The organism is Winogradskyella sp. (genome assembly GCF_016744625.1).
GTDB lineage: Bacteria > Bacteroidota > Bacteroidia > Flavobacteriales > Flavobacteriaceae > Winogradskyella.
Genome location: NZ_JADGDZ010000005.1, coordinates 13,754 through 35,880, shown reverse-complemented (window position 1 = coordinate 35,880; position 22,127 = coordinate 13,754). Strand labels below are relative to the sequence as shown.

Below are 22,127 nucleotides of genomic sequence, written 5' to 3'. Positions count from 1 at the left end.
ATATGATATTAGCTCTATAAAAAATGAACATATTTATATAATTGCGAATTGCTCGCTGTTTTGATCAATTAATATTATCTCATTTTCCAAATGATAAACAATGGCAATTACTTAAAAGACCAATTTCAAAAACTGACTATTTTAATTTTCCTATCTACTATCCTGCTTATCATAAATCTGGATTAAAACTTCAGAATAATTTTAGTGGAAACATCACTACAAAAACTGATTCTATTATCCAATTAGTTTTTGTAGAAATAGATAAAAACAAGACTTATTATTACGCTTTCGACAAAGGAAAGTCAGATAAAATAAAGTTTAGACAAGAAGGCAATAACTATATTGTTATAATTCCATATGAACATATGAAAAGAAAAAACTTAGTCATTTCGGATGGTCAAATGGCATTGATAAAATTTAAAATAAAATTCATCAAAAAATGAATTGCGTTTTAGTATTACTGGATTATTAAAACAAACCCAACACACCAATCACAATAAGACCAATTCCAATAATAGCTTTAAAAGGCATCAATTTAGCAGATAACTGTCTTAAACTTGTTTCTAAAGCAGGTACTTTACCAAACACATGCGTTAATAGTAAAAGACCACCTAAAATCCTTATAATACTAAAAAGCAGATTGCTCCTAAAGGTTATAAGAGCTAATACAACAAGAGCTCCTCCAATAATAGTTTGAAATGGCGCTAATTTACCTGCAATTTTATTAAAGAAATTACTTTCTCCATCCCATTTATCTAATGTTGCTAATCCTAGTAGAAGTCCACCCGAAATATTGGCTATTGTTAAAAGTAATCCTATCATAATGCATTGTGGTTAAATTGTTAATTCATAAATTTAGTTAAAACTCTAAAATTTATTTGTTGAAACCGAATATTTTATTTTACTTTGTATTTCAAAGTACTTTACATTATGAGCAACGAAGATTATTTAAAAGACATCAGCGAGATAAAAAATCTAATGAATAAATCGTCTCGTTTTATTTCATTGAGCGGCTTATCTGGTGTCTTAGCTGGTATATATGCTTTAGTTGGTGCAGCCCTAACCTATTACTTAGTTATAGAATATAGTGATGGAACCTTAATTTTAGATGGTTGGGTTTTTAATACAGTAATGTTCATATTATTTATGATAGCATTTTTGAGTGCTGCAACTGGTATTTTACTTACAACAAGAAAAGCTAAGAAAAATGACGAGAAAATTTGGGACAACTCATCACGTCGTTTATTGCTTAATTTTTTAATTCCTTTAGTTGTTGGTGGTCTGTATTGCATAATCATTTTAAGTCAAGGAAAATATGGGCAGACAGGAGGTTTAATGCTTATCTTTTATGGCTTAGCATTGATTAGTGCTTCAAAATATAGTATAGGCGACATACAATATTTAGGATATATTGAAATTGTTTTAGGACTAATCGCAACTTTATATCCAGGTTATGGGTTTTGGCTTTGGGTAATTGGATTTGGAGTGATGCATATTATCTATGGTGCTTGGATGCATTTTAAATATGATACAAAGTAATTGAAAGTAACAGTTTTCGGTAACTTTGAGTATTAATTTTGAACTATTAGTGTGAGTATAATAACAAACATAAATAAACTTTTTGATCATAGAATTAGGCTTGGCATTATGTCTATTCTTATGGTAAACGAACATGCAGATTTTAATATGCTTAAAGAGTTGTTGGGAGCTACAGATGGTAATTTGGCAAGTCACACAAAAGCATTAGAAAAATCGGAATATATATTGGTAGAAAAGCAATTTATTGGCCGAAAACCAAACACAAGATATAGTGCTACAAAACTGGGAAAAGCTGAATTTAAAAAGCATATTGAAGCCCTCGAAAAATTAATTAGTAAAACGTAAAGCTTATGGACTATTTTGTAGATAAGGATTCTATTGTTCGAGAAATTTGGGGCAAAAGTGATACGATACTATTAGTATTTGCAGGTGCTTCAGCAGAGTTCGCCTTAAACAAAGCTGTAGATTGGCTTTATTTCACTGGAAAGTTGCCCAACGATCCTTTAGCACGCTTATTCACTACAGTAAATTACGCAAGAGCAATTGTATTTTCTGAAAATAATGCAGCTTTAAAAGCAATTGATAAAATTAATGCCATACACGGTTCTGTAGAAAAAAGTAGAGGGCACAAAATCCCAGATTGGGCCCATAAAGATGTCCTTTTTATGCTTATCGGTTATTCAATAAAATCTTTTGAAATACTCGAAAGACCACTAATGATTAGTGAAAAGCAAGAGGTGTTAGATGTATTTAATAAAGTGGGATTTCGAATGGGTTTACGACAATTACCTCACACCTACTCAGAATTCGAAATACAACGACATAAGCATTTAAGTGAAAATTTAATGAATGGTGATTTTACTAAAGACTTATACAAACAGTATAGAAATCATTTGGGAATTGTGAGATATTATTTATTATTAGAATCTCAAATACTATTACTACCTAACACTGTTAGAAACATGTTGAAATTAAGGAAAGCGTCTTTTCTTGCACCACTTATTTCTATATACAAGCTTTTTAGAAGTTTAAGTTTAGACTGGATGATTAAAGCATTACTCATACCAGCTGCCTACAAACAAGATATTAAACGCATGAATATGACATAGAACGATATCAAAACTATTTTTTTAATTCTATACTTTGAAATACAAAGTACTTTTAATATTTAAACCATGACACAAGCTTGTTCGAAAATTTAGTCAACCAACAGAATGATTAATAGCGAACTGCATGTGACCATTGAAAAACAATAAATATATACACATGAAAAAACTATTATTATTTATCGGAGCCTTTTTATTTAGCACCTTGTTCTATGACAAAAGTATTGGATTAAACTTATTTCTATTCAGTATCATTACACTTATTGTTCTTTTCGTAAACAATAAAGACGATTTTAAGAATAAAAGAACTTTAATCTACTCTGGTTTGTATCTTGTTACAGGTCTGGCTGTATTCTTTCACGATTCTTTAGTTGCCGTTATCGCCAATTTTGCATCCTTCTTCACTTTAATAGGATTATTATCTGAAAACAAGTCTTCTATTTACGTGAATTGGCTAAACGGTTTATACACAACCATCGCAGGTTTATTTCATCGTAATTTTTCATTCAATGAAACCACTCAAAAGGTAGAACAAAAAAAGGATGTTGATTATATTCATTTAGCAAAGATTATAATCATTCCTACTATAATCGTTATCATATTTATAAGTCTTTATCAAAATGGAAATCCTTTATTTAGCGGCATCATTGATAAGATAGATTTAGGTTTTATTAATTTTCAATGGTTACTCTTTGCAGGTTTAGGCTATTATTTATTTTCAAATATTCATAAGCCAATTGAAGTTGAGCCAGCAACAGAACTAGATTTAAAAACAGGTAATGAATTAGCAAAATCCACCACATTTTCTATTCCGAAGTTGAAAAAAGAAAATCAACTGGGCATTATTCTTATTTCATTACTCAACGCCTTAATTGTTTTATTCTTAATCACAGATATCACTTTTATATTAAACAATGAAAAAGTTAGAGCATCCGTTTTCTCTTCTCAGGTTCATAGTGGCATCAACGCTTTAATTGGCTCTATTGTTATTGCAATAGTGATTCTCTTGTATGTTTTTAGAGGAGATATCAATTTCTATAAAGAGAATAAAACACTCAAACGATTAGCCTTTGCTTGGATAATTTTAAACATCATTTTAGTACTAAGTATATCAGTAAAAAACAGTCAATACATCTATTATTTTGGGCTTACTTACAAAAGGATTGGTGTATTGGTTTACTTAACACTTGCAGTTACCGGTTTGGTATCTACATTATTAAAAATTGATAAGATTAAAAACATCTGGTATCTACTTAGACTTAACACCAAAGCTGCTTTCATCGTATTGATTTTGTCTAGTACTGTGAATTGGGATTACCACATTACTAATTACAACTTTAACTATGCCGAATCAATGGATATTAAATACCTCATTGAGCTATCTAACAACAATGCTCTTTTATTAAAAGAAGAATCTAAATTAAGGGTTTTCGACAAAAAGACAACTTGGAAAATTAATAACAAACACAGAAAATATGTACGTGAATTAGAAAAAAATTCTTGGCAAGAACTGCAATACGACAATTTAAAACTTGAATCTAAACAACTATGATCCTATTAATCATTTTTGGATTAGTTTTTATTTGCTCAATCATCTTTGTGATTATTAGACTAAGCATCTCATGTATGTTTTGGATATCTAAAAACCCAAAAGATAAGCAGCATGTGTTTAAAGTTTATTTTCCGTATTACATCATTATCTTTTTTGGATTGTGTTTAACGGCAATCATAACTTCTAAAGGAGATTCTAGTATGATATGCTTTTGCACAGTAGTCTATCTTTTAGCGCTAATAATTTGGAGATATATAATAAAACAAAAACCAAGAGTGTATAGAACGATTAAAGAAAATAACGAATTACAAAACCCAAATTTACCATGAACAACCTATTATTTAACAAAACAAAAACACCGAGAAAACAACTCATAATTTGGTTATTTGAGCATTCGCAACGCATATACACGTCCATGTTTAAAAATCATGAATCTTGGAATATTACAAAAGCCGATTTACTAAATCTACCTCAACCTACTTTTGGCAGACACCTTGGTGAATTTTTAGGCAAAAACAATTTTGAACTCATCCCAAAAGTAGAGCGTCATGATTGTTACCATGTGCTTTGTGGTTATAGCACAGAAGTTGAAGATGAAATCGCATTGCAATGTCTTTGCTATGGTAATGGGAAACGTAGCCCTTATTTATATGGAGCGATAATACTAGGAGTTGCAATTCTTCCAGATTATTACGAATACTATTACAAATCCTATAAAACAGGAAAGCGCGCAAATCCCTTTCATCATTTCGACTATAAGAAACTTTTGAATGTATCTATTATAGATTTTAGGAAAGTGATTTTTCCGAAGTCCGAATTATTAAAATTTAATCTTGTTTACTAATGAAAAAACTAAAAATCATACTCTTACTTGTTGCATTTATTAGCTCAGGAGTTTTCATTACCTATCATTGGATGAGTTTTAAAACTCGAAACCTTGTTTATGATGATATTAATGCTATTCCAAAGAATAAAGTCGGACTAGTTTTAGGTACTGGGAAATATGCTGCAAACGGAAACATCAATCTGTTTTACAAATACAGAATTGATGCTGCCGTAAAACTTTACAAAGCAGATAAAATAGAATTCATCTTAGTAAGTGGAGATAATGGCAGAAAAGGCTATGATGAACCTTCAGATTTTAAAAAAGATTTAATTGCTAAAGGTATTCCTAAAAACAAGATCTTCTTAGACTATGCAGGCTTTAGAACCTTAGATTCTATGGTTAGAGCAAAAGAAATATTTGAGCAAACCTCGATAACGGTTATCTCTCAGAAGTTTCATAATCAACGTGCAATTTACATTGGTAATCAATTTGGAATTAAAGCCGTTGGTTTTAACGCTAAAGATGTCTATAAATCACATTTTAGAGAATATCTAGCACGTTCTAAAGCCAGTTTAGACTTAGTTTTTAATGTACAACCCAAATTTTTAGGAGAAAAAATTACCATAAAATAGTCATATGAAACTACAATTTAATAAAAACTACTTAGTACTTGCGCATACTTTATTCCTCCTAGAATTAGCAATCGCATTTATCATAAAAACTGGATTTATACGCTACACCTTTGGCGATTATCTGTGTGTTATTTTACTATACGCAATCATAAGAGGATGCTCTAGCTTGAGTGTGAGGGCCTCAGCTGTTGTCGTCCTCTTTATTGCATATAGTATAGAATTACTCCAACTCACACCTTTCTTAACCTACTTTAATTTACAAAATAGTTTTACAGCATCGCTCATTTTTGGAAACACGTTTCATGTATCAGACTTATTAGCCTACACTTTAGGAATAACAACAGTTGTTGGTATTGAAATGTTAATATCTAAATCAGAAAACACAAAAAAAATTAGATTATGGAATCAATAAAAATACTCATTCAATCAAAGTTTAAAATATTATCGCTGATTGCAGTTGCTCTAACCTTTAGCATCATAGTACTTATGATACGTATAAAATTAAACAAGTCCTTTTTCTATCTATTCTTAGTTTGGAATGTGTTCTTAGCAATAATACCATACGCTATAACAATGTATCTAAACACCAAATCAAATTTGAGTAAACTGAAATTAGGATTTTGGTTTTTAGTTTGGTTAGCTTTTCTTCCAAATGCACCATATATTGTTACAGATCTTATTCATATTAGAATTGGTAACAATACGTTATTATGGTTAGATGTAATGGTCATCTTATCATTTACCTTAAGTGGTTTGTTTCTCTTTTATCTTTCTATACAAGACATGCAGAGATTAATAGCTTCAAAAGCTAAAAAAATTCCGATAACAACCTTAACAATAACAATTATATTTTTATGTGGCTTTGGCGTGTATTTAGGACGATTTTTAAGATATAACTCTTGGGAAATCATAAGTAATCCACAAATTCTAATTTCTGATATATTTCATATAGTAATCTCACCATTTCAGAATTCTGAAGCTTGGTTATTTACATTAGGCTTTGGTACTTTCTTAGTTGTTGGGTATTGGATGTTTAAGAATTTGAAACACGCAACAATAGATTAAGAATCTCGATTTTTATCTTGAATTTGCCTAACAATTTTAGTCGTTCTATTTCTGGTTAACATTCGTGGCAATATCGATAAAAATTTATTAAAAAGTCCAGGGATTGCTACAACTCTACCCTTTTGCATTGCCTTATAACCATAAGCAGCGACTTTTTCTGGACAAGCCATATTAAACCCTATTTTATTTTTATTACATCCTTCTGAAACCACATCTTGAAATGACGTTTTCGTTGGTCCAGGACACAATACTGTAACACTAACACCTGTACCTTTTAACTCGTTTGCAATGGCTTGAGAAAAAGACAAAATATAAGCTTTAGAAGCATAATACAGTGCCATTAATGGGCCTGGTTGAAATGCTGCTAAAGAAGATAGGTTTAATATTTTACCCGAACCGCGTTCTACCATATCTGGCAAAACCAACTTTATTAAATGAGTCGTTGTTAAAACATGTAAGTGTAACATTTCCGATTCGCGTTCCCAATCGGTATCGTAAAAAGTACCAAATAAGCCAAAACCTGCATTATTTACAACAACATCTATTTCAGTATTACTAGTCTCATCATAAATTTCTTGTGCAATATTTACTACACTCAAATCTTTTACCATCAAAGTAATTGTAGTAGGATACGTTTTTAATATTGTAGTTTTAGCTAGATCTAACTTTTCTGAATCTATATCGATTAAAATAAGGTTGTAAATATCCTTTGCTAGCAGAAGTGCCAGCTCAAATCCAAGTCCAGAAGCTGCTCCTGTTACTAAAGCAGTTTTTGTGTTATTTTTTCCCATCAACATAATCCTGAAGGTAACTAAATCTTTTTGTTAGCTCACCCTTTTCAGTAATCTTTGCACGTTCTAAAACTCCGTTTTCATCCTTATTAAAAAATGCAGGAATTACATGTTCTAAAAATGTAGTTCCGAAACCTTCACTTGCATCTTTTGGTAACTCACATGGTAAGTTATCCACAGCCATAACAGTAATGGCATCTTTAGCATTAAAAGCAACTTCTTGTTCTGTTATAGGATTATAACCATAAAATGGGTCAGCTATTGTCGAAGGTCTTATCGTACTTGCTACTGGTCCATCTATATCACAAGAAATATCTGCAACTAAATTGATTCTAAAATCTGGATGCTTTGCATCTTCTCTTGTGAATAAATAAGGTGCATTATTGCCATAAAAATGACCAGCAATAAAATAATCAGTTTCCTTTGCATAAGGCATAAAGTTACTTTCATAACCTGTTGGATCTTTATAAAATTCCCACTTATTTCCTACTTTACCATCCGCACGTTTAGAATATTCCATCACGTCGACCATACAATAAATAGGTTCTGTAAACTCTGACGTTAAATACAATGCATCACTCACTTCTTTAATTCCTAAATGGTCTAATATTTCTTTTGCTCCATGAGCTACTTTTCCTGTTCCAGAAAGTAATATTTTAATATTCGGAAGTGTAATTTTATCTAATTCAGATTTTACTTCATCTAAATCAGCAAGAGTTTCTACTTTTGGTAAACTAAATAAACCATCTCTTAAACCTAAAGCTCTAAATCCATTGTAGGCACCAACCAAACCAGCGTAACGTCCAAAACCGATTAATCGCATATTATTCTCACGCACTATCGTTTCGTGATCGAACATTTCAATATTTCTCTCTAGCATCGCTAAAAGAAGCCTTCTATTATATGGCTGTTTCTTAATTGTATGAGAAAAATAAAAATATTTTTTATTCGGAATTAAATGCTCAATTGGCACTTCTTTTACACCAATCATTACATCAGCATCAGACACATCATCAGTAACTTCAAATCCAAGTTTAGCATAAGCTTCATCAGAAAACACGCGAATATCAGAAGATTCAACCACAAATTCAGCATCTGGAAATTGAGTTCGAGTTTTAGCTAAAGTTTCGGGTGAAAATACTACACGTCTATCTGGCGGATTCTTACGTTCTTTGATGATGGCAAATTTCATATACTTCAAACTTTTACTGCCAGATAGCTGACAAAATAACAATGGAATAATTTTTGCACGAAAATAACTGGATTTAAGGGGTTGCACAACTTTTTTTGTAACTTCGCCATCCTTATAATTTATTTTTTTGGGGTCGACTGGTTTTGACAGCGAGATTAATTAAATGGTAAGCACGTCGTGTAATGGCATTGAAACACGTAAAAGGCTAGACCAAATTTTAAACGGCGAGAATAACTACGCTTTAGCTGCATAATCTGAATTATAGTAAGATTAAGCCTCGGCTCACTAGGTGAGTAAGCTTTATGCCTCCAGAAAGCCTTGGTTAATGGCGTTCTTTTTTGAGGCATCGTAAATATTAACTAAGATTAGGTAGTGCTTTAATACCTTATCGAGATTAAGAAGCTAAGTTTTAAGTAGGTTGTCTTTAACCGGCTTATCATCGAAAATCTAAGAATAGACTAAGCGTGTAGAAAGCTCTTTAGTTACTTGTTTGGACGAGAGTTCGATTCTCTCCGACTCCACAAAAAACCCTTGTATTAAAATAAATACAAGGGTTTTTCTATATTATAATTCTAAGATATTACTCTCGTCTCTCTCTAAATCTCCGTTTAGCAAACTCTAAGCTTATTTTAGTTGTAAACTCATCTAAATCTAAAATCTCATCTTCATTTGTGTCCATTCCATAAAATTTAAACTCTGCATTAATCGGGTTACCTTTTTTATTGGTTTTTCCTTTATAAAACTCTTTAAGCTCTTCGTAAGTTATTTTTAAATCATCATTAAGATCAACTATACCAAAAGCTCTAATTTTCTTTTTTTTGTAAGTTTCGGGAGGTTGTTCTTGCGTTATCATTAGCTCTTTATTTTCTGCATCACTATACTTTTGCCTACCCTTTTTCCAGTTATGCTCTAACTTATATTCTTCTAACGTTACTCTGCCATCATCATTAGCATCATAAGTATAGAAATTAATCTTTCCATTTATTAGCTCTCCAGTTTTATCGTTTATTTTCCCTTTAAAAAAGTCTTCTACTTCTTTAGATCTTAGTAAACCATCACTGTTACTATCTATCTTTTCAAATTTTTTGGTCTTATTGTCTTTTTTTAGAGATGTTTTTGGCTTCTCATCACTCACCTCTTTTACATGAGCCTTCTGAGCTACATTTTGTTTATTTTTAACTGAATATTGGTTCACTAATTTCCAATCCGAACCTTCAACATATTCACTCAAAGTAACAATGCTGTTTTTATTAGCATCAAGACTATAAAATAACTTATCAGAGTCAATTGGTTGCCCATCTTTGTTGCTTTTATTCTTATAAAATGAAGCCATTTCTCTTATGGTAATAACTTCATTACTATCACCATCAATCAAATTAAACTTTTTTACTTGCTTATTGTCTGATTGCGAATAGCCAAGATTTCCAAAAGAAAAAATTGAAACTATTATTAGGGATTTTAATACTTTCATAATTTAATTTTTTATAATAAATCGAATATAGAATAAAAATAAATGTTATAAAAATTTTGTACTCTAAAGCCTACAAATATTTACATTTCATCTATATTAAAATGTCTTTAATGTGGTTTTAAACAACTTTTGAGTAATATTTAAATTTATCTCTAGAAATGTTGTAAACAAATATGGTTAATCAATGTTTAAAAAACTTCTAAAATGTTTTGCGAGACCTAGGTGTTTTATAAATATAAGTGAAGAACTTATATACTAAGTAAAGCAATCCGAATTTATTTCTTAATGATTGAAACTGTTTTCACTTGACCCTGAATACTTAATTTAACCAAATAGATACCTTGAGGATAGTTTTCTATATCTAATTGCAAACTATTAGTTTCTCCTTTTAAATTAATTACTTCCTGTCCTAAAATATTATAGACAGTTGTTTTTTCAATGGTTTTATTGGCCTCGAAATTAATTATACCCGAAGTTGGATTTGGATAGTACTTAAATTCGTCTAATTCCATCTCGTCAATAGAAAGTGATTCTGAAACGACTTCAAGTAAAAGCACATCATCTGGAGCCATTGTAAAAGTAGTTGTGGTAGCCTGACCTGTTAAAAGATTGGTTATAGAATCAATAGTTACATTACTACGCAGTGATAGTGTTATTTGTGCATTTTCTTTCCCAATATTAATAATAGTAATCACTTCCTTTCCTTCTTCATTTGTTACAGTTCTCCAAAAACACCCTTTTTCATTTAACACATTAGTTTCATCTAAAATGACATCAGGTAATTCACTATCATTTGATAGTAAACCAAAGGCTTGAGTTTTAATATTACCAATAGAAGGCGCCTGAATAATGGTTCCGTTACTAGCATTTAAACTCATTGTATGATTTTGACCGTACTCATTTTGTTGAAGACTAATAGTGTCAATAATTACAGTTCCTCCATTATCTAAATAGGCTTGTAAAGCATTCAGTTCCTCAACAGTTACGAACTCTGTTTTGTAAATAAGAATGGCGTCCCAATCTGAATTATTTTGTTCTTCAATGATTCCCTTTACATGCCTTCTTAACGTATTTTCTTCATTGAGTTTTAACCAAGTATTTCCCTTAGAATCTACAAAAACAGCTCCTACTCTTGATGCCATAGATTTTGATAGATAGAAAGGTAATCTTTCGAATGCCTTCTTACTCGAATTGAATAATGCTAAACCACCAAATGAAGAGGTCATATAAACTCTATCTTCATCCAAAACTGTTATATGTGTGACGTTATTAGATGCAATACCATTTTCATCATTCATATTAATATTATAATTGAAAAATGGACTTGTATCTTCATCAAATCTATATATACCTTCATTAAAAGTTGCCAACCAACAGCTGTTTTGAGATGTTTCAACAATATAACTAGACCTTAATCTGGGCAAGTTATCTGTGAATTTTTGATGATTTGTTGCCTGTTCTAGTCTAAAAGCTTCTGTATCATTAATAACTATGACCCCTTCATTTAATGTACCTAACCACAATTTACCTGCGCTATCTAATAATGCACTATTAAATTGATTATCCTTAAAGTTAATATGTTTTAATGCTAAATCACTTTTACTAGACTTTGTGTCTACTTCAACTACTGCGACTCCATTAAGTAGAGTCACAAGAAATGAATTTTCTTTAAGTTGAATAATAGAATTACAATACTGAATATCGTTTTCTAAAACTCTTGAAAATATTTTAGTTTTAACATCAAAATTTAACAATCCAATTGAAGATGTAATTAGGTAGTTGGATTCTCCGAAGGCTACACCTTTAAAAAAATTGATGTTCTCAACTTCAGAAGATGTGTGTTTATATTGTCCTAAAAGACTATAATCTTCATCATTAAAAACAAAGACTCCATTTTTTTGAGTGACACATAAAACAACTCCATCATCATTTATAATAATGTCTCGAATTATCGATGAATTAAATCCTAGTTTAACGAGTTTATCAGAAATTAGTTTCTCGAATCTTTCTGAGGTATGATTATAGATTGTTACACCTTCATCTGTGCCAATCCAAACATTATCTTTTTCATCTTCTTTTAATGTTCTAACCCTATTACTTGTTAAAAGGTCTTGGTCTATTGTGTTTTTAAAAGTTCTAAGTTCATAACCATCATATTTATTGATACCTGCATATGTACCAAACCATATAAATCCATTAGAATCTTCGAGAATTGATGTTACACCGTTATGCGCTAAACCTTCAGAAATTGTCAGTTTTTGAGAATACTCTAAATCGCGCTTTTGAGCGAGTGAATTTAAGCTTACACATACCGCAAGAAGAAGTGTTATGATGTGTGCTTTTTTCATTTAAGAGTCTTCTAAGAAAAAATCGTAGTTAATATTATTACAATTCTGTTTTATTATGTGGTCTAAAATAAGAAATACCAACACAAGTCACCAAACAAAAAACAACTGGTAGGTACAAGTTTATACAATTAGATTAATACTTTAAAGACACTTATCTAATAACAAGTACAATTTACAACTTTTTATGAAAGGTTAACAGCCACAGTTTTAGTTCTATAACCCTTAATTTCAGTACTCTTTATTCTTTTCAGTAAAAGTTTAGCTGTTTGAGTTCCTATTTCTTCAGCATTTTGATTTACTATGATAAGTGAAGGATTATAATCTGATTGACATTGATTGCAAAAACCTGCAATAGTAATTTTATTTTTAAAACCTTCAGTTTTCAATCGACGTGTAGTATGCATTGCTTGTAGAACAGCTTGTTCGTTTACCCCAAAAATAGCATCTATAGTTTTGTCTGTTTTTAATTTAGCACTTAGTTTTTCTTTTAAACCTTCTACCGTATTTGCTACCAGAATTTTTCCATTAACATCAAGATTTTGAGACTTCATAGCATTTTTATAACCTTCTGCTCTTAATTTCCCATGATGTAAATTGTTAATAAGTGAAGTCATAATTATGTTTTTACAGCCTTCATTACTAATAAGATGTTCAGTGGTATCGTAAGCTGCTTTATAATCGTCTATAATTACTTTATCGCAATCAATCATCTCGCAAATTCTATCAAACATTACTATTGGAGTTCCTTGCCCAATAAGTCCATTAATATGATCGTATTTATTTTTTAATTCGGTTTCTTTAGAGATACATATAATCAAACCATCTACATAACCACTGGCCATTTTGTTCAAACTCTTTGATTCTTTGTCTTGAGATTCGTTAGATATTGAGGTGATAAGCCTATATCCTTTATCATCTAAATAATTCTCTATACCCACTAAAACCTTAGCATAAAATGGATTTAATATATTCGGAATAACTAAGCCTATTGTATTAGTATATCCTTTTCTAAAACTAGCCGCAAGATTGTTTGGTATATAGTTGCACTGCCTTGCAAATTCGTTGACTCTTTTTTTTGTAAGAGCACTTATTTCTGAACTATCGGATAGGGATTTGGATACGGTTGAGATAGATAAATTTAATGCCTTAGACATTTCCGATAATGTAGTCCTAGATTGTATCATAGTCATTTAGTTTTGTTTGCTTCTAAGATTTTGTTCCCAGTTCCATGATGAACTTATCATGTCATTAAGTTCTCTATCTGCAGACCAACCTAATTTCTCTTTAGCTAAATCTGTTGATGCATACAGTTGTGGTACATCACCATCTCTTCTTCCAGTGATTTCATAATTAAGTTTTGAGTTTGTGACATCTTCAAAAGAATTAATCACATCTAATACTGAGTACCCTACACCAGTACCAAGGTTAAAAAACTCAAGAGATTCTTCTTGTTCTTTTTTAAGTAAACGTTTTACAGCAATAACATGTGCCTTAGCCAAATCTACAACATGTATATAATCTCTAATCGGAGTTCCGTCTTTGGTGGGATAATCATTGCCGTAAACCATCAATTTATCTCTAACACCAGCAGCAGTTTGCGTTATATATGGCATAAGGTTATTAGGAATTCCGTTTGGTAATTCCCCTATTTCTCCAGATGGATGCGCACCAATCGGATTAAAATATCTTAATGAAATTGCTGAGAAGCTATCGCTAGATTTTGTAAAATCATCTAAAATTTCTTCAGCTATTTTTTTCGTATTTCCATAAGGGGAAAATGGACGTTGAGTTTCGTTATTCTCTGTAATCGGTAACATATTTGGTGTGCCGTAAACCGTTGCAGAAGACGAAAATATAAAGTTATTTATACCATGCTCACTTTGCGCTTCTAATGTATTTAGCAAAGAGTAAAAATTATTCTTGTAATACATTAATGGCTTTTGTACGGATTCACCAACAGCTTTATGAGCTGCGAAGTGTATTACACCAACCGCATCTTTATGCGTTTCAAAAACTTTAGATGTTGCCAAAGAATCTTTTAAATCAACTTTAACAAAAGTTGGCGTTACTCCGGTAATTTTATGTATTCTCGAAATTGTTTTTTCAGTTGAATTAGATAAGTCATCTAAAATCACAACATCAAAGTCATTTTCTATGAGTTCAATTGCTGTGTGCGAACCAATGTATCCACATCCTCCAGTAACTATAATTTTACTTCTCATTATAATAATTGATTTATTAATACGGCTAATATATACATTACATAAATAAAAAACATACTAGTACCTACCAGTTTGTTATTTTGAAATTTTATTATATATTTGGCACATGGGACTTGTAACTATTAAAGATAAATCTGGTACACCTAAGTACAAACAAATTGTAGCTTCTATTGAAGATGCTATAGTTAGTGGTACGTTAAAAAAAGGAGATAAATTACCGTCTTTAAATAGTATAAAAAATCAACATTCACTTTCTAGAGACACCGTTCTCACTGCATTTAACGAATTAAAAACTCGAGGCATTGTTCAGTCTATTGTTGGAAAAGGTTATTACGTTACAAGCGAAGATGTTGATGTGAATCAAAAAATATTTTTACTCTTTGATGAGTTCAATTCTTTTAAAGAAGACTTATATAATTCTTTTCTAACTGGTATGGGAGAGAATGTACAAGTTGATATTTTTTTCCATCATTTTAACCTCGATGTCTTTGATAAATTGATAAATGATAATGCTGGTGATTATAGTTACTATGTTATTATGCCAGCAAATTTAAAAGGAACAGAACATGCTATTAGCAGACTGCCTAGTGACAAAGTCTTTATTCTAGATCAAATGCATAGAGAACTAATTAATTATCCTTCCGTTCATCAAAATTTCAAGAAAGACATCTATCAAGGTTTACAAACCGGATTAAAGCAAATAAAAAATTACGATAAAATTATATTACTTTTTAACGAAGATCGACAACCAAAAGGGATTTTAAACGGTTTCAACCTATTTTGCTCTCATTATGGTATTCAAAACGAAGTTATTGATACTTTAAATAATAGAGGACTAGAAAAAGGTGAATTATATATCATTTTAGATGATAAAAACCTGATTAGAATTATAAAACGAATCAAAGAAAACCGTTTAAAAATTGCCAAAGATATTGGCATCATTTCTTATAACGATACGCTTTTAAAGGAAATCGTTGAAGGAGGAATCACAACCATATCAACTAATTTTAATCTCATGGGAGAACGCTTAGCAGAAATGATTTTAAATAATGAATCTGTGCAAGTCGAAAACCCAAATCGTTTAATCCTTAGAAAATCATTATAACAATTGTATACGTTAACAGAAATAGAAACAGAAGGATTACAGTATATAGAACTTGCGAGTTCTGATAGTGCATCTAAAGCAAAGGTATGTCTTAATCAAGGAGGACGATTGAGCAATCTTGTTTTTGAAGACATTCAAATTCTTGCTGAATATGACGCATCAACTTATAAAGACAATTATGCGTCTTCTATTTTATTTCCTTTTGCGAATAGAATTAAAGATGGTGAATATGTCTTCGAAAATTCAAACTATAAACTTGAGTGTAATGAAGTTGATAAAAACAATGCATTACATGGTTTGGTTTATGACAAAACATTTTCTGTAATTGACCGCGTATTTACAAATGATTATGCTTCTGCAACTCTACAATATAAAGGTAATGGCAAAAATACAGGCTTTCCTTTTAAGTTCAATATTAACTTAACATACACGCTAAGTAAAAACGGAATTACATTATCTATTACAATTGCTAATAAAGGCAAAAAGATCTTCCCTTTTACACTAGGATGGCATCCTTATTTTAATAGTCAAGACTTGGATAAAAGTTCAGTTATATTTAGAAGTCAATCAAAATACGTATTTGATAATCAACAAATAATTACTGGTGAAACCAGTTTAGATGTTGACATGCCATATCTTCTAAAAGATGTAAAATTAGATGATGGCTACCCACTTGAAACTAATGAAATTGACTTCTCTACACCAGAATACGATTTTAACATAAGATCTAACTCAAAAGAAAATTTCCTACAACTCTACACACCAGACGATCGCAATATCATTGCAATAGAACCTATGACTGGTGCGGCAGATAATTTTAATAACCATATTGGTCTGCAAACGCTTAGTCCAAATAACACTTATAACGTAAAGTGGAATTTAGCAATTGAAACCAAAAACACTAAAATAGAAACTAACAAACTAATCAATAAATTATGCAAATCTTAACATTCGCAGGTTTTACAGCTCTTGTAGCTATTATCTCCTATTTAAAAACGAGAAATCAAGAAGAATCTTCATCAGATGGTTACTTCCTAGGAGGTCGAAGTCTTACAGCTGGTGTCATAGCTGGTTCATTATTACTAACCAACTTATCTACAGAACAGATTGTTGGATTAAACGGTTCTGCTTATGAAAGTGGTTTGTCCGTAATGGTATGGGAAACATTAGCAGCTATTGCCATGGTTGTTACAGCTATGTTTTTATTACCAAGGTATTTAAAAGGTGGTTTGACTACAGTACCAGGTTTTTTAGCTAAACGTTTTGACGTTAATACAAAAACATTAACTTCTGTTTTATTCTTAACTGGCTATGTTGTCGTTCTACTTCCAGTAATTTTATATTCAGGATCACTAGCGATTAGTGGTATGTTTGACGTACCAGAATTACTTGGAGTTACACATACAGAATCTATTTGGATTTGTGTTTGGGGAATTGGAATCATTGGTTCAATTTACGCCGTATTTGGTGGATTAAAAGCAGTTGCCGTTTCAGATTCTATTAACGCAGTAGGTTTATTAGTTGGTGGTATTTTAATTCCGATATTTGGTTTAATGATGATTGGAGATGGTAGTATTTTAGATGGACTTTCTATCTTGACAACAGAAAATCCAGATAAATTCAAATCTTTGGGTAAACCTTCAGATCCTGTACCTTTTCATACTATTTTCACTGGAATGATGCTGGTCCAATTATTTTATTGGGGAACCAATCAACAGATCATTCAACGTGCACTTGGTGCTAAAGATTTAAAAGAAGGACAAAAAGGGTTGTTACTAGCGTCTTTTATAAAAATACTAGGTCCAATTATCGTTGTATTACCAGGTTTAATTGCATATCACATTTTCCAAGGAAATTTAGAAAGTGCAGATACTGCTTATCCAATGTTAGTAAAGAAAGTACTACCTAGTGCTTGGGTTGGATTCTTTGCTGCTGTATTATTTGGTGCAATTTTAAGTTCATTTAATAGTGTATTAAATAGTTCTGTAACGTTATTCGGAATTGATATTTACAAACAGCATATTAATGAAGATGCTGATGAAAAAACAGTTGTAAAATATGGTAAAACTTTTGGTGTAATTTTAGCAATAGCTTCTATGTTTATTGCTCCACTTATTGCAAATGCAGGAAGTTTATTTGCATATCTACAAGAAATTAACGGTATTTACAGTATTCCAATTCTAACAATTATTGTCGTTGGTTACTTAACAAAACGTGTACCAGCCATTGCAGCGAAAGTCGGATTACTTTCAGGTTGTTTACTATATATCTTGAGTCAATTTATACTTCAACCATATTTCATAAACAAAGCAGTTGAAGACGCAAAAGCTTCAGGTATCACAGATGAGGTGACTTTAGCTTTAACAGAAGCACAGGCTTATCCTCACTTCTTAGATGTTATGGCGGTTTTATTTATACTAAATATTGTCATAATGCTAATCATAGGAAAGCTTAAGCCTAGAGAAGAACCTTTTGTACAAGAGTACACAAAGCAAGTTGATATCACACCTTGGAAATACACAAAGCAAGCTGGTATCGCAATCTGTGTTATAGTCGTAGGTGTTTATATTTATTTTGCATAATTATCATGAATAAAAAATTAATCAAAGAAGTAAAGAGCAGTTTTAAAGAGCAATTTAAAACTAAGCCACTTTTAGTGTTTTCACCAGGCAGAATCAATCTTATCGGAGAACATACCGATTACAATGATGGCTTTGCATTTCCTGCTGCTATTAATAAAGGCATTGGTCTTGCTATAAGTAAAAGTGAGTCTAATAAAAGTTCCGTATGTGCTTTAAACAAAAACGAGATATACGACTTTAAGACAGAAAACGTCAAACCATTAGAAGATGGAGGCTGGAGAAACTACGTTCTAGGAGTTGTTGCAGAATTACAAATGGCAGGTAAACCTGTTGGTGATTTTAACGCTGTTTTTTCTGGTAATATTCCTGGAGGAGCTGGTATGTCATCATCAGCCGCATTAGAAAATAGTTTTGTTTATGGACTAAATAAGTTATTCAAACTAGGATTATCTAAAAGTGAAATGATTTTAATCTCACAAAAAGCAGAACATAATTATGCTGGTGTTAAATGTGGTATTATGGACCAATACGCAAGTATGTTTGGTGTAAAAAAGAGTGCATTGCTTTTAGATTGTAGAACAGTTACATCTCAACCTTACAAAATAGATTTTAAGGATTATAAATTGATGCTCATCAATAGTAATGTAAAGCACGATTTATCTGAAAGTGCTTATAACGACAGACGTGAAGTTTGCGAAAAAGTATCAGAACTATTACATATTGATGCTTTAAGAGATGCATCTAAAGAAGATTTAGATCGTATTAAGTCAGAAATTACTGATGAAGACTATCAAAAAGCATTGTATGTGATAAATGAGAATAGTCGAGTAAAACAGTTTTCAGAAGCCATTAAAAAAGATGACATTGAAGTTTTAGGCGATTTATTATATCAATCACATGAGGGTTTAAGCACAAATTACAAAGTGAGTTGTGCAGAATTAGACTTTCTTGTAGAAAGAGCAAAAGAAAACCCTAATGTTCTTGGAGCACGAATGATGGGAGGAGGCTTTGGTGGCTGTACTATTAATTTGGTTAAGAAAGATGAATTCAAAAAGTTTAAAAAAGATACAGCTAAAAAGTTCAGAAAAAGATTTGAAAAAGATTGCTCAGTGTATAGTGTAAAACTATCTCGAGGAACCCGAATCGTTAAATAATAAAGGGAATCATAATGAATACAAATTTGCAAGACTATTCGCATAAGCGATTTAATATATTGACAGGAGAATGGGTTTTGGTTTCACCACATCGTGCAAAACGACCATGGCAAGGACAGAACGAAGCTATTTCTAATGAAGTAAGACCAACACATGATCCAAATTGCTATCTATGTGCTGGTAATACGAGAATCAATGGAGAAGAGAATCCTAAATATGAAGATGTCTTTGTATTTACAAACGATTTCGCAGCCTTACAAACCACATCACCAAAATTTTCTGTATCTGAAGGTTTATTTAAAGCCGAAAGTGAACAAGGTATTTGTAAAGTGATATGCTTTAGTCCAGATCACTCAAAGAGTTTGGCAGACATGGCAGTTGAAGATATTAATAAAGTAGTTAAAACATGGCAAAGAGAGTACATCGAGTTAGGTTCTAATGAAATGATTAACTACGTGCAGATTTTTGAAAATAAAGGAGCAGTAATGGGTTGTAGTAATCCACATCCTCATGGACAAATATGGAGTCAATCTACGTTACCTAATGAAGTTGATAAAAAAGATAAACAACAAAAAGCATATTTCAATACTAATAAAAGTAGTTTATTAGACGATTATTTAAAACAAGAATTAGAAGTTAATGAACGTATCATTTACCAAAATGAAGATTTTATTGTCTTAACACCGTTCTGGGCAATTTGGCCTTTTGAAACTATGATTGTGCCCAAAAAACAGTACTCTAACATTACTAAAATATCAGAACAAGAAAGTTTAGCATTTGCTGATGCGATTTCAAAAATCACTAAGGCTTACGATAAATTATTTGAATGTTCTTTTCCATATTCAAGCGGAATTCATCAGTCTCCTACAAATGGAGAAACTAATGAACATTGGCATTGGCACATGAGTTTTTATCCACCACTTTTAAGAAGTGCAACGGTTAAGAAATTTATGGTTGGTTACGAAATGTTTGGTTCACCTCAAAGAGATATTACGGCAGAACAAGCTGCTAATAGATTAAAAGCGTTGATTGAATAATAACGTTAATTAGAAAAGTAAGATTTAGCCTTTAAATGATTCTATTTAAAGGTTTTCTTTTTTAAGAGTAAAAATTAAAATCAATTAGCCGCTCCTCTGTAATAATCTAAAACCTTAGTGCGCAACAAATATTCATATTTAGCATTAGTTAGATTCACTTTAGCATTATCTAAATTATTTTTACTTGTAATATAATTCAAGAAATTAGAAACTCCGTTTTTGAATCTAATATCATTAATACGATAAGATTCTTGATATGCTTCAACTTGTTTTAACAAACTTTGATGACGCTTATAAACAACCTCCATATCAAAATGAACTTGAGCAATAGCATTTTTAATATCTAAGTGTGTACGTTCTAATTCTAAAACAGACTCCTCTACTCTAATTTTTTCTAAAGCCACATTATTCTTAGCTCTAAAACCGTTAAAAAGTGGTACGTTAACCGCAACACCAACAACTGTATTTAGATTATTATCTAACTGATCACTGTAGCTAATATTTTCAGATGCAAATGATGTTTGCTCAGTCATAACTGGCAAATCTTGTCCAGCTACAGTTACAAAATCGCCTGTTTCAACAATGCTGTTTCCTGTTGAAGTAAAAAGTTCTGCTGCGCTAGAATAATTAGTGTTTAAACCCCCAAAAAGTGATATCTCAGGTGTAAATTGAGATTTAGCAATACTCACCCCTTTTTTAGCCGCTTCTATTCTTAATTCTCTAGCTCTAAATGTAGCCAGATTTTGTAAAGCTTGTGTATAAACCTCATCAGCTGATAAATTATAGGTTTCAAAATCTAGAATAAGGCTCTTTGCATCTACATCTGTACTTTTCTCTAAATTCAGTAATCTCATTAGGCTTAATTTTGCATTATTTAAGCTACTTTCAGACACTAAAACACTGGTTTCATCGCTTGCAACTTGCCCTAATATATCTGCATAATCTGCAGGATTTCCAGATTCATTTTCATAAAAATCTTCTTGAATTTTAAGTTGTTGTTTTGTGGTTTCTAGTCGTGCTTTAGTTAATCCTAAAACATCTCTGGCATTTAGAACTTGAAGATATGTCAAAGTCACATTCAACATTAAGTCTTGTTTAGCAGCTTCAACCTCTAGTTCTGAAGCTTTCTTGTTTAAACGATTTTGTTTCGCTGTATTTAATAATCGAAATCCATTAAAAATTGTAGCATCTAGACTTAAACCTAAATTTGAAAATGTTAATTCTTGATTTATAAAATCGTTTGTAAATGGATTTATACTTCTACCATCATTAACACCCAAATTAAAATTTCCGTTGATGCTAGGTAATAAATTTGCTTTCGATTGCTGGTAATTTACTTTAGCCGAATTTGCTAATAAATTGGTTGATTTTAAATCGAGATTATTCTCTAATGCAATAGAAATACATTCATCTAAAGAATAGCTTTTTTCTGATTGTGTTTGGGCAAATCCAATCAGGCTCATCATTAAAATGATGGCGTAAGTGAGTTGTTTATGTATCATGAT

23 protein-coding genes and 1 other RNA gene are annotated in these 22,127 nt (G+C 31.2%); 16 read left to right on the top strand and 8 right to left on the bottom strand.

The window, feature by feature from the left end; genetic code table 11:
- The first annotated feature begins 41 nt into the window (after nt 1-41).
- Nucleotides 42-443 carry a hypothetical protein gene (locus QZZ53_RS02120; RefSeq protein WP_296380955.1) on the top strand — a complete coding sequence of 134 codons (402 nt, stop codon included), beginning with the start codon at nt 42-44 and terminating at the stop codon, nt 441-443.
- Between the two features lie 25 nt (nt 444-468).
- Here QZZ53_RS02120 and QZZ53_RS02115 read toward each other — a convergent pair whose 3' ends face one another.
- Nucleotides 469-822, bottom strand: coding sequence for a hypothetical protein (locus tag QZZ53_RS02115; RefSeq protein WP_296380953.1), 354 nt, complete (start codon nt 820-822; stop codon nt 469-471).
- A 108-nt stretch (nt 823-930) separates the two neighbouring features.
- Between QZZ53_RS02115 and QZZ53_RS02110 the strand changes: the two genes are divergently transcribed.
- The 9 genes from QZZ53_RS02110 (at nt 931) to QZZ53_RS02070 (ending at nt 6,720) form a co-directional block, all read left to right on the top strand.
- The gene (locus tag QZZ53_RS02110) at nt 931-1,539 is read left to right on the top strand and encodes a hypothetical protein (protein WP_296380951.1); all 609 of its coding nucleotides are present in this window, start codon (nt 931-933) and stop codon (nt 1,537-1,539) included.
- Between the two features lie 51 nt (nt 1,540-1,590).
- Nucleotides 1,591-1,884 carry a transcriptional regulator gene (locus QZZ53_RS02105; protein ID WP_296380949.1) on the top strand — a complete coding sequence of 98 codons (294 nt, stop codon included), beginning with the start codon at nt 1,591-1,593 and terminating at the stop codon, nt 1,882-1,884.
- A 5-nt stretch (nt 1,885-1,889) separates the two neighbouring features.
- Entirely contained in the window at nt 1,890-2,648 is a 759-nt protein-coding gene (locus QZZ53_RS02100; RefSeq protein WP_296380948.1) for an oxygenase MpaB family protein, read from the top strand.
- A gap of 157 nt (nt 2,649-2,805) precedes the next feature.
- Complete coding sequence (locus QZZ53_RS02095; protein ID WP_296380946.1) at nt 2,806-4,197, top strand: DUF4173 domain-containing protein; 1,392 nt, start codon at nt 2,806-2,808, stop codon at nt 4,195-4,197.
- Between the two features lie 74 nt (nt 4,198-4,271).
- A complete protein-coding gene (locus tag QZZ53_RS02090) occupies nt 4,272-4,526 on the top strand; it encodes a hypothetical protein (RefSeq protein ID WP_296380945.1) in 255 nt (84 codons plus the stop codon).
- Entirely contained in the window at nt 4,523-5,041 is a 519-nt protein-coding gene (locus QZZ53_RS02085; RefSeq protein ID WP_296380942.1) for a Coq4 family protein, read from the top strand. The genes QZZ53_RS02090 and QZZ53_RS02085 overlap by 4 nt, the downstream gene beginning before the upstream one ends.
- Nucleotides 5,041-5,655, top strand: coding sequence for an ElyC/SanA/YdcF family protein (locus tag QZZ53_RS02080; RefSeq protein WP_296380940.1), 615 nt, complete (start codon nt 5,041-5,043; stop codon nt 5,653-5,655). The genes QZZ53_RS02085 and QZZ53_RS02080 overlap by 1 nt, the downstream gene beginning before the upstream one ends.
- 4 nt (nt 5,656-5,659) lie before the next feature.
- Nucleotides 5,660-6,067, top strand: coding sequence for a DUF2809 domain-containing protein (locus tag QZZ53_RS02075; protein WP_296380938.1), 408 nt, complete (start codon nt 5,660-5,662; stop codon nt 6,065-6,067).
- Nucleotides 6,055-6,720 (top strand): DUF1361 domain-containing protein, encoded by a 666-nt coding sequence (locus QZZ53_RS02070; protein WP_296380936.1) that lies wholly within the window; start codon nt 6,055-6,057, stop codon nt 6,718-6,720. The genes QZZ53_RS02075 and QZZ53_RS02070 overlap by 13 nt, the downstream gene beginning before the upstream one ends.
- On the opposite strand, the gene QZZ53_RS02065 is transcribed toward QZZ53_RS02070, so the two are convergent.
- Nucleotides 6,717-7,511, bottom strand: a complete 795-nt coding sequence (locus QZZ53_RS02065; protein WP_296380935.1) for an SDR family oxidoreductase — start codon at nt 7,509-7,511, stop codon at nt 6,717-6,719. The two genes, QZZ53_RS02070 and QZZ53_RS02065, sit on opposite strands and share 4 nt — an antisense overlap.
- Complete coding sequence (locus QZZ53_RS02060) at nt 7,498-8,703, bottom strand: NAD(P)-dependent oxidoreductase (RefSeq protein WP_296380933.1); 1,206 nt, start codon at nt 8,701-8,703, stop codon at nt 7,498-7,500. Before QZZ53_RS02060 ends, QZZ53_RS02065 begins: the two co-directional genes overlap by 14 nt.
- Before the next feature lie 129 nt (nt 8,704-8,832).
- Between QZZ53_RS02060 and ssrA the strand changes: the two genes are divergently transcribed.
- Nucleotides 8,833-9,227: a transfer-messenger RNA gene (gene ssrA / locus QZZ53_RS02055) on the top strand.
- A 56-nt stretch (nt 9,228-9,283) separates the two neighbouring features.
- Here ssrA and QZZ53_RS02050 read toward each other — a convergent pair.
- The 4 genes from QZZ53_RS02050 to galE all read right to left on the bottom strand — a co-directional run bounded on the left by QZZ53_RS02050 (nt 9,284) and on the right by galE (nt 14,744).
- Nucleotides 9,284-10,174 carry a hypothetical protein gene (locus QZZ53_RS02050; protein ID WP_296380931.1) on the bottom strand — a complete coding sequence of 297 codons (891 nt, stop codon included), beginning with the start codon at nt 10,172-10,174 and terminating at the stop codon, nt 9,284-9,286.
- A gap of 275 nt (nt 10,175-10,449) precedes the next feature.
- Complete coding sequence (locus QZZ53_RS02045) at nt 10,450-12,522, bottom strand: two-component regulator propeller domain-containing protein (protein ID WP_296380928.1); 2,073 nt, start codon at nt 12,520-12,522, stop codon at nt 10,450-10,452.
- Nucleotides 12,523-12,704: 182 nt separating this feature from the next.
- Entirely contained in the window at nt 12,705-13,706 is a 1,002-nt protein-coding gene (locus QZZ53_RS02040) for a LacI family DNA-binding transcriptional regulator (RefSeq protein ID WP_296380926.1), read from the bottom strand.
- A gap of 6 nt (nt 13,707-13,712) precedes the next feature.
- Nucleotides 13,713-14,744 (bottom strand): UDP-glucose 4-epimerase GalE, encoded by a 1,032-nt coding sequence (gene galE, locus QZZ53_RS02035; protein ID WP_296380923.1) that lies wholly within the window; start codon nt 14,742-14,744, stop codon nt 13,713-13,715.
- A 106-nt stretch (nt 14,745-14,850) separates the two neighbouring features.
- Between galE and QZZ53_RS02030 the strand changes: the two genes are divergently transcribed.
- Genes QZZ53_RS02030 through QZZ53_RS02010 form a run of 5 tightly spaced genes read left to right on the top strand, consistent with a single transcriptional unit; the run spans nt 14,851 to nt 20,622 of the window.
- Entirely contained in the window at nt 14,851-15,849 is a 999-nt protein-coding gene (locus QZZ53_RS02030) for a GntR family transcriptional regulator (RefSeq protein ID WP_296380922.1), read from the top strand.
- Nucleotides 15,850-15,852: 3 nt separating this feature from the next.
- Nucleotides 15,853-16,797 carry an aldose 1-epimerase gene (locus tag QZZ53_RS02025; protein WP_296380920.1) on the top strand — a complete coding sequence of 315 codons (945 nt, stop codon included), beginning with the start codon at nt 15,853-15,855 and terminating at the stop codon, nt 16,795-16,797.
- Nucleotides 16,785-18,431, top strand: a complete 1,647-nt coding sequence (locus QZZ53_RS02020; RefSeq protein WP_296380918.1) for a solute:sodium symporter family transporter — start codon at nt 16,785-16,787, stop codon at nt 18,429-18,431. The genes QZZ53_RS02025 and QZZ53_RS02020 overlap by 13 nt, the downstream gene beginning before the upstream one ends.
- A 5-nt stretch (nt 18,432-18,436) precedes the next feature.
- On the top strand, nt 18,437-19,585 hold the full coding sequence (galK, locus tag QZZ53_RS02015; RefSeq protein WP_296380915.1) for a galactokinase: 1,149 nt from the start codon (nt 18,437-18,439) through the stop codon (nt 19,583-19,585).
- Between the two features lie 14 nt (nt 19,586-19,599).
- Nucleotides 19,600-20,622 (top strand): UDP-glucose--hexose-1-phosphate uridylyltransferase, encoded by a 1,023-nt coding sequence (locus tag QZZ53_RS02010; RefSeq protein ID WP_296380913.1) that lies wholly within the window; start codon nt 19,600-19,602, stop codon nt 20,620-20,622.
- Nucleotides 20,623-20,702: 80 nt separating this feature from the next.
- On the opposite strand, the gene QZZ53_RS02005 is transcribed toward QZZ53_RS02010, so the two are convergent.
- Nucleotides 20,703-22,124, bottom strand: coding sequence for a TolC family protein (locus tag QZZ53_RS02005; RefSeq protein ID WP_296380911.1), 1,422 nt, complete (start codon nt 22,122-22,124; stop codon nt 20,703-20,705).
- Nucleotides 22,125-22,127 lie beyond the last annotated feature (3 nt).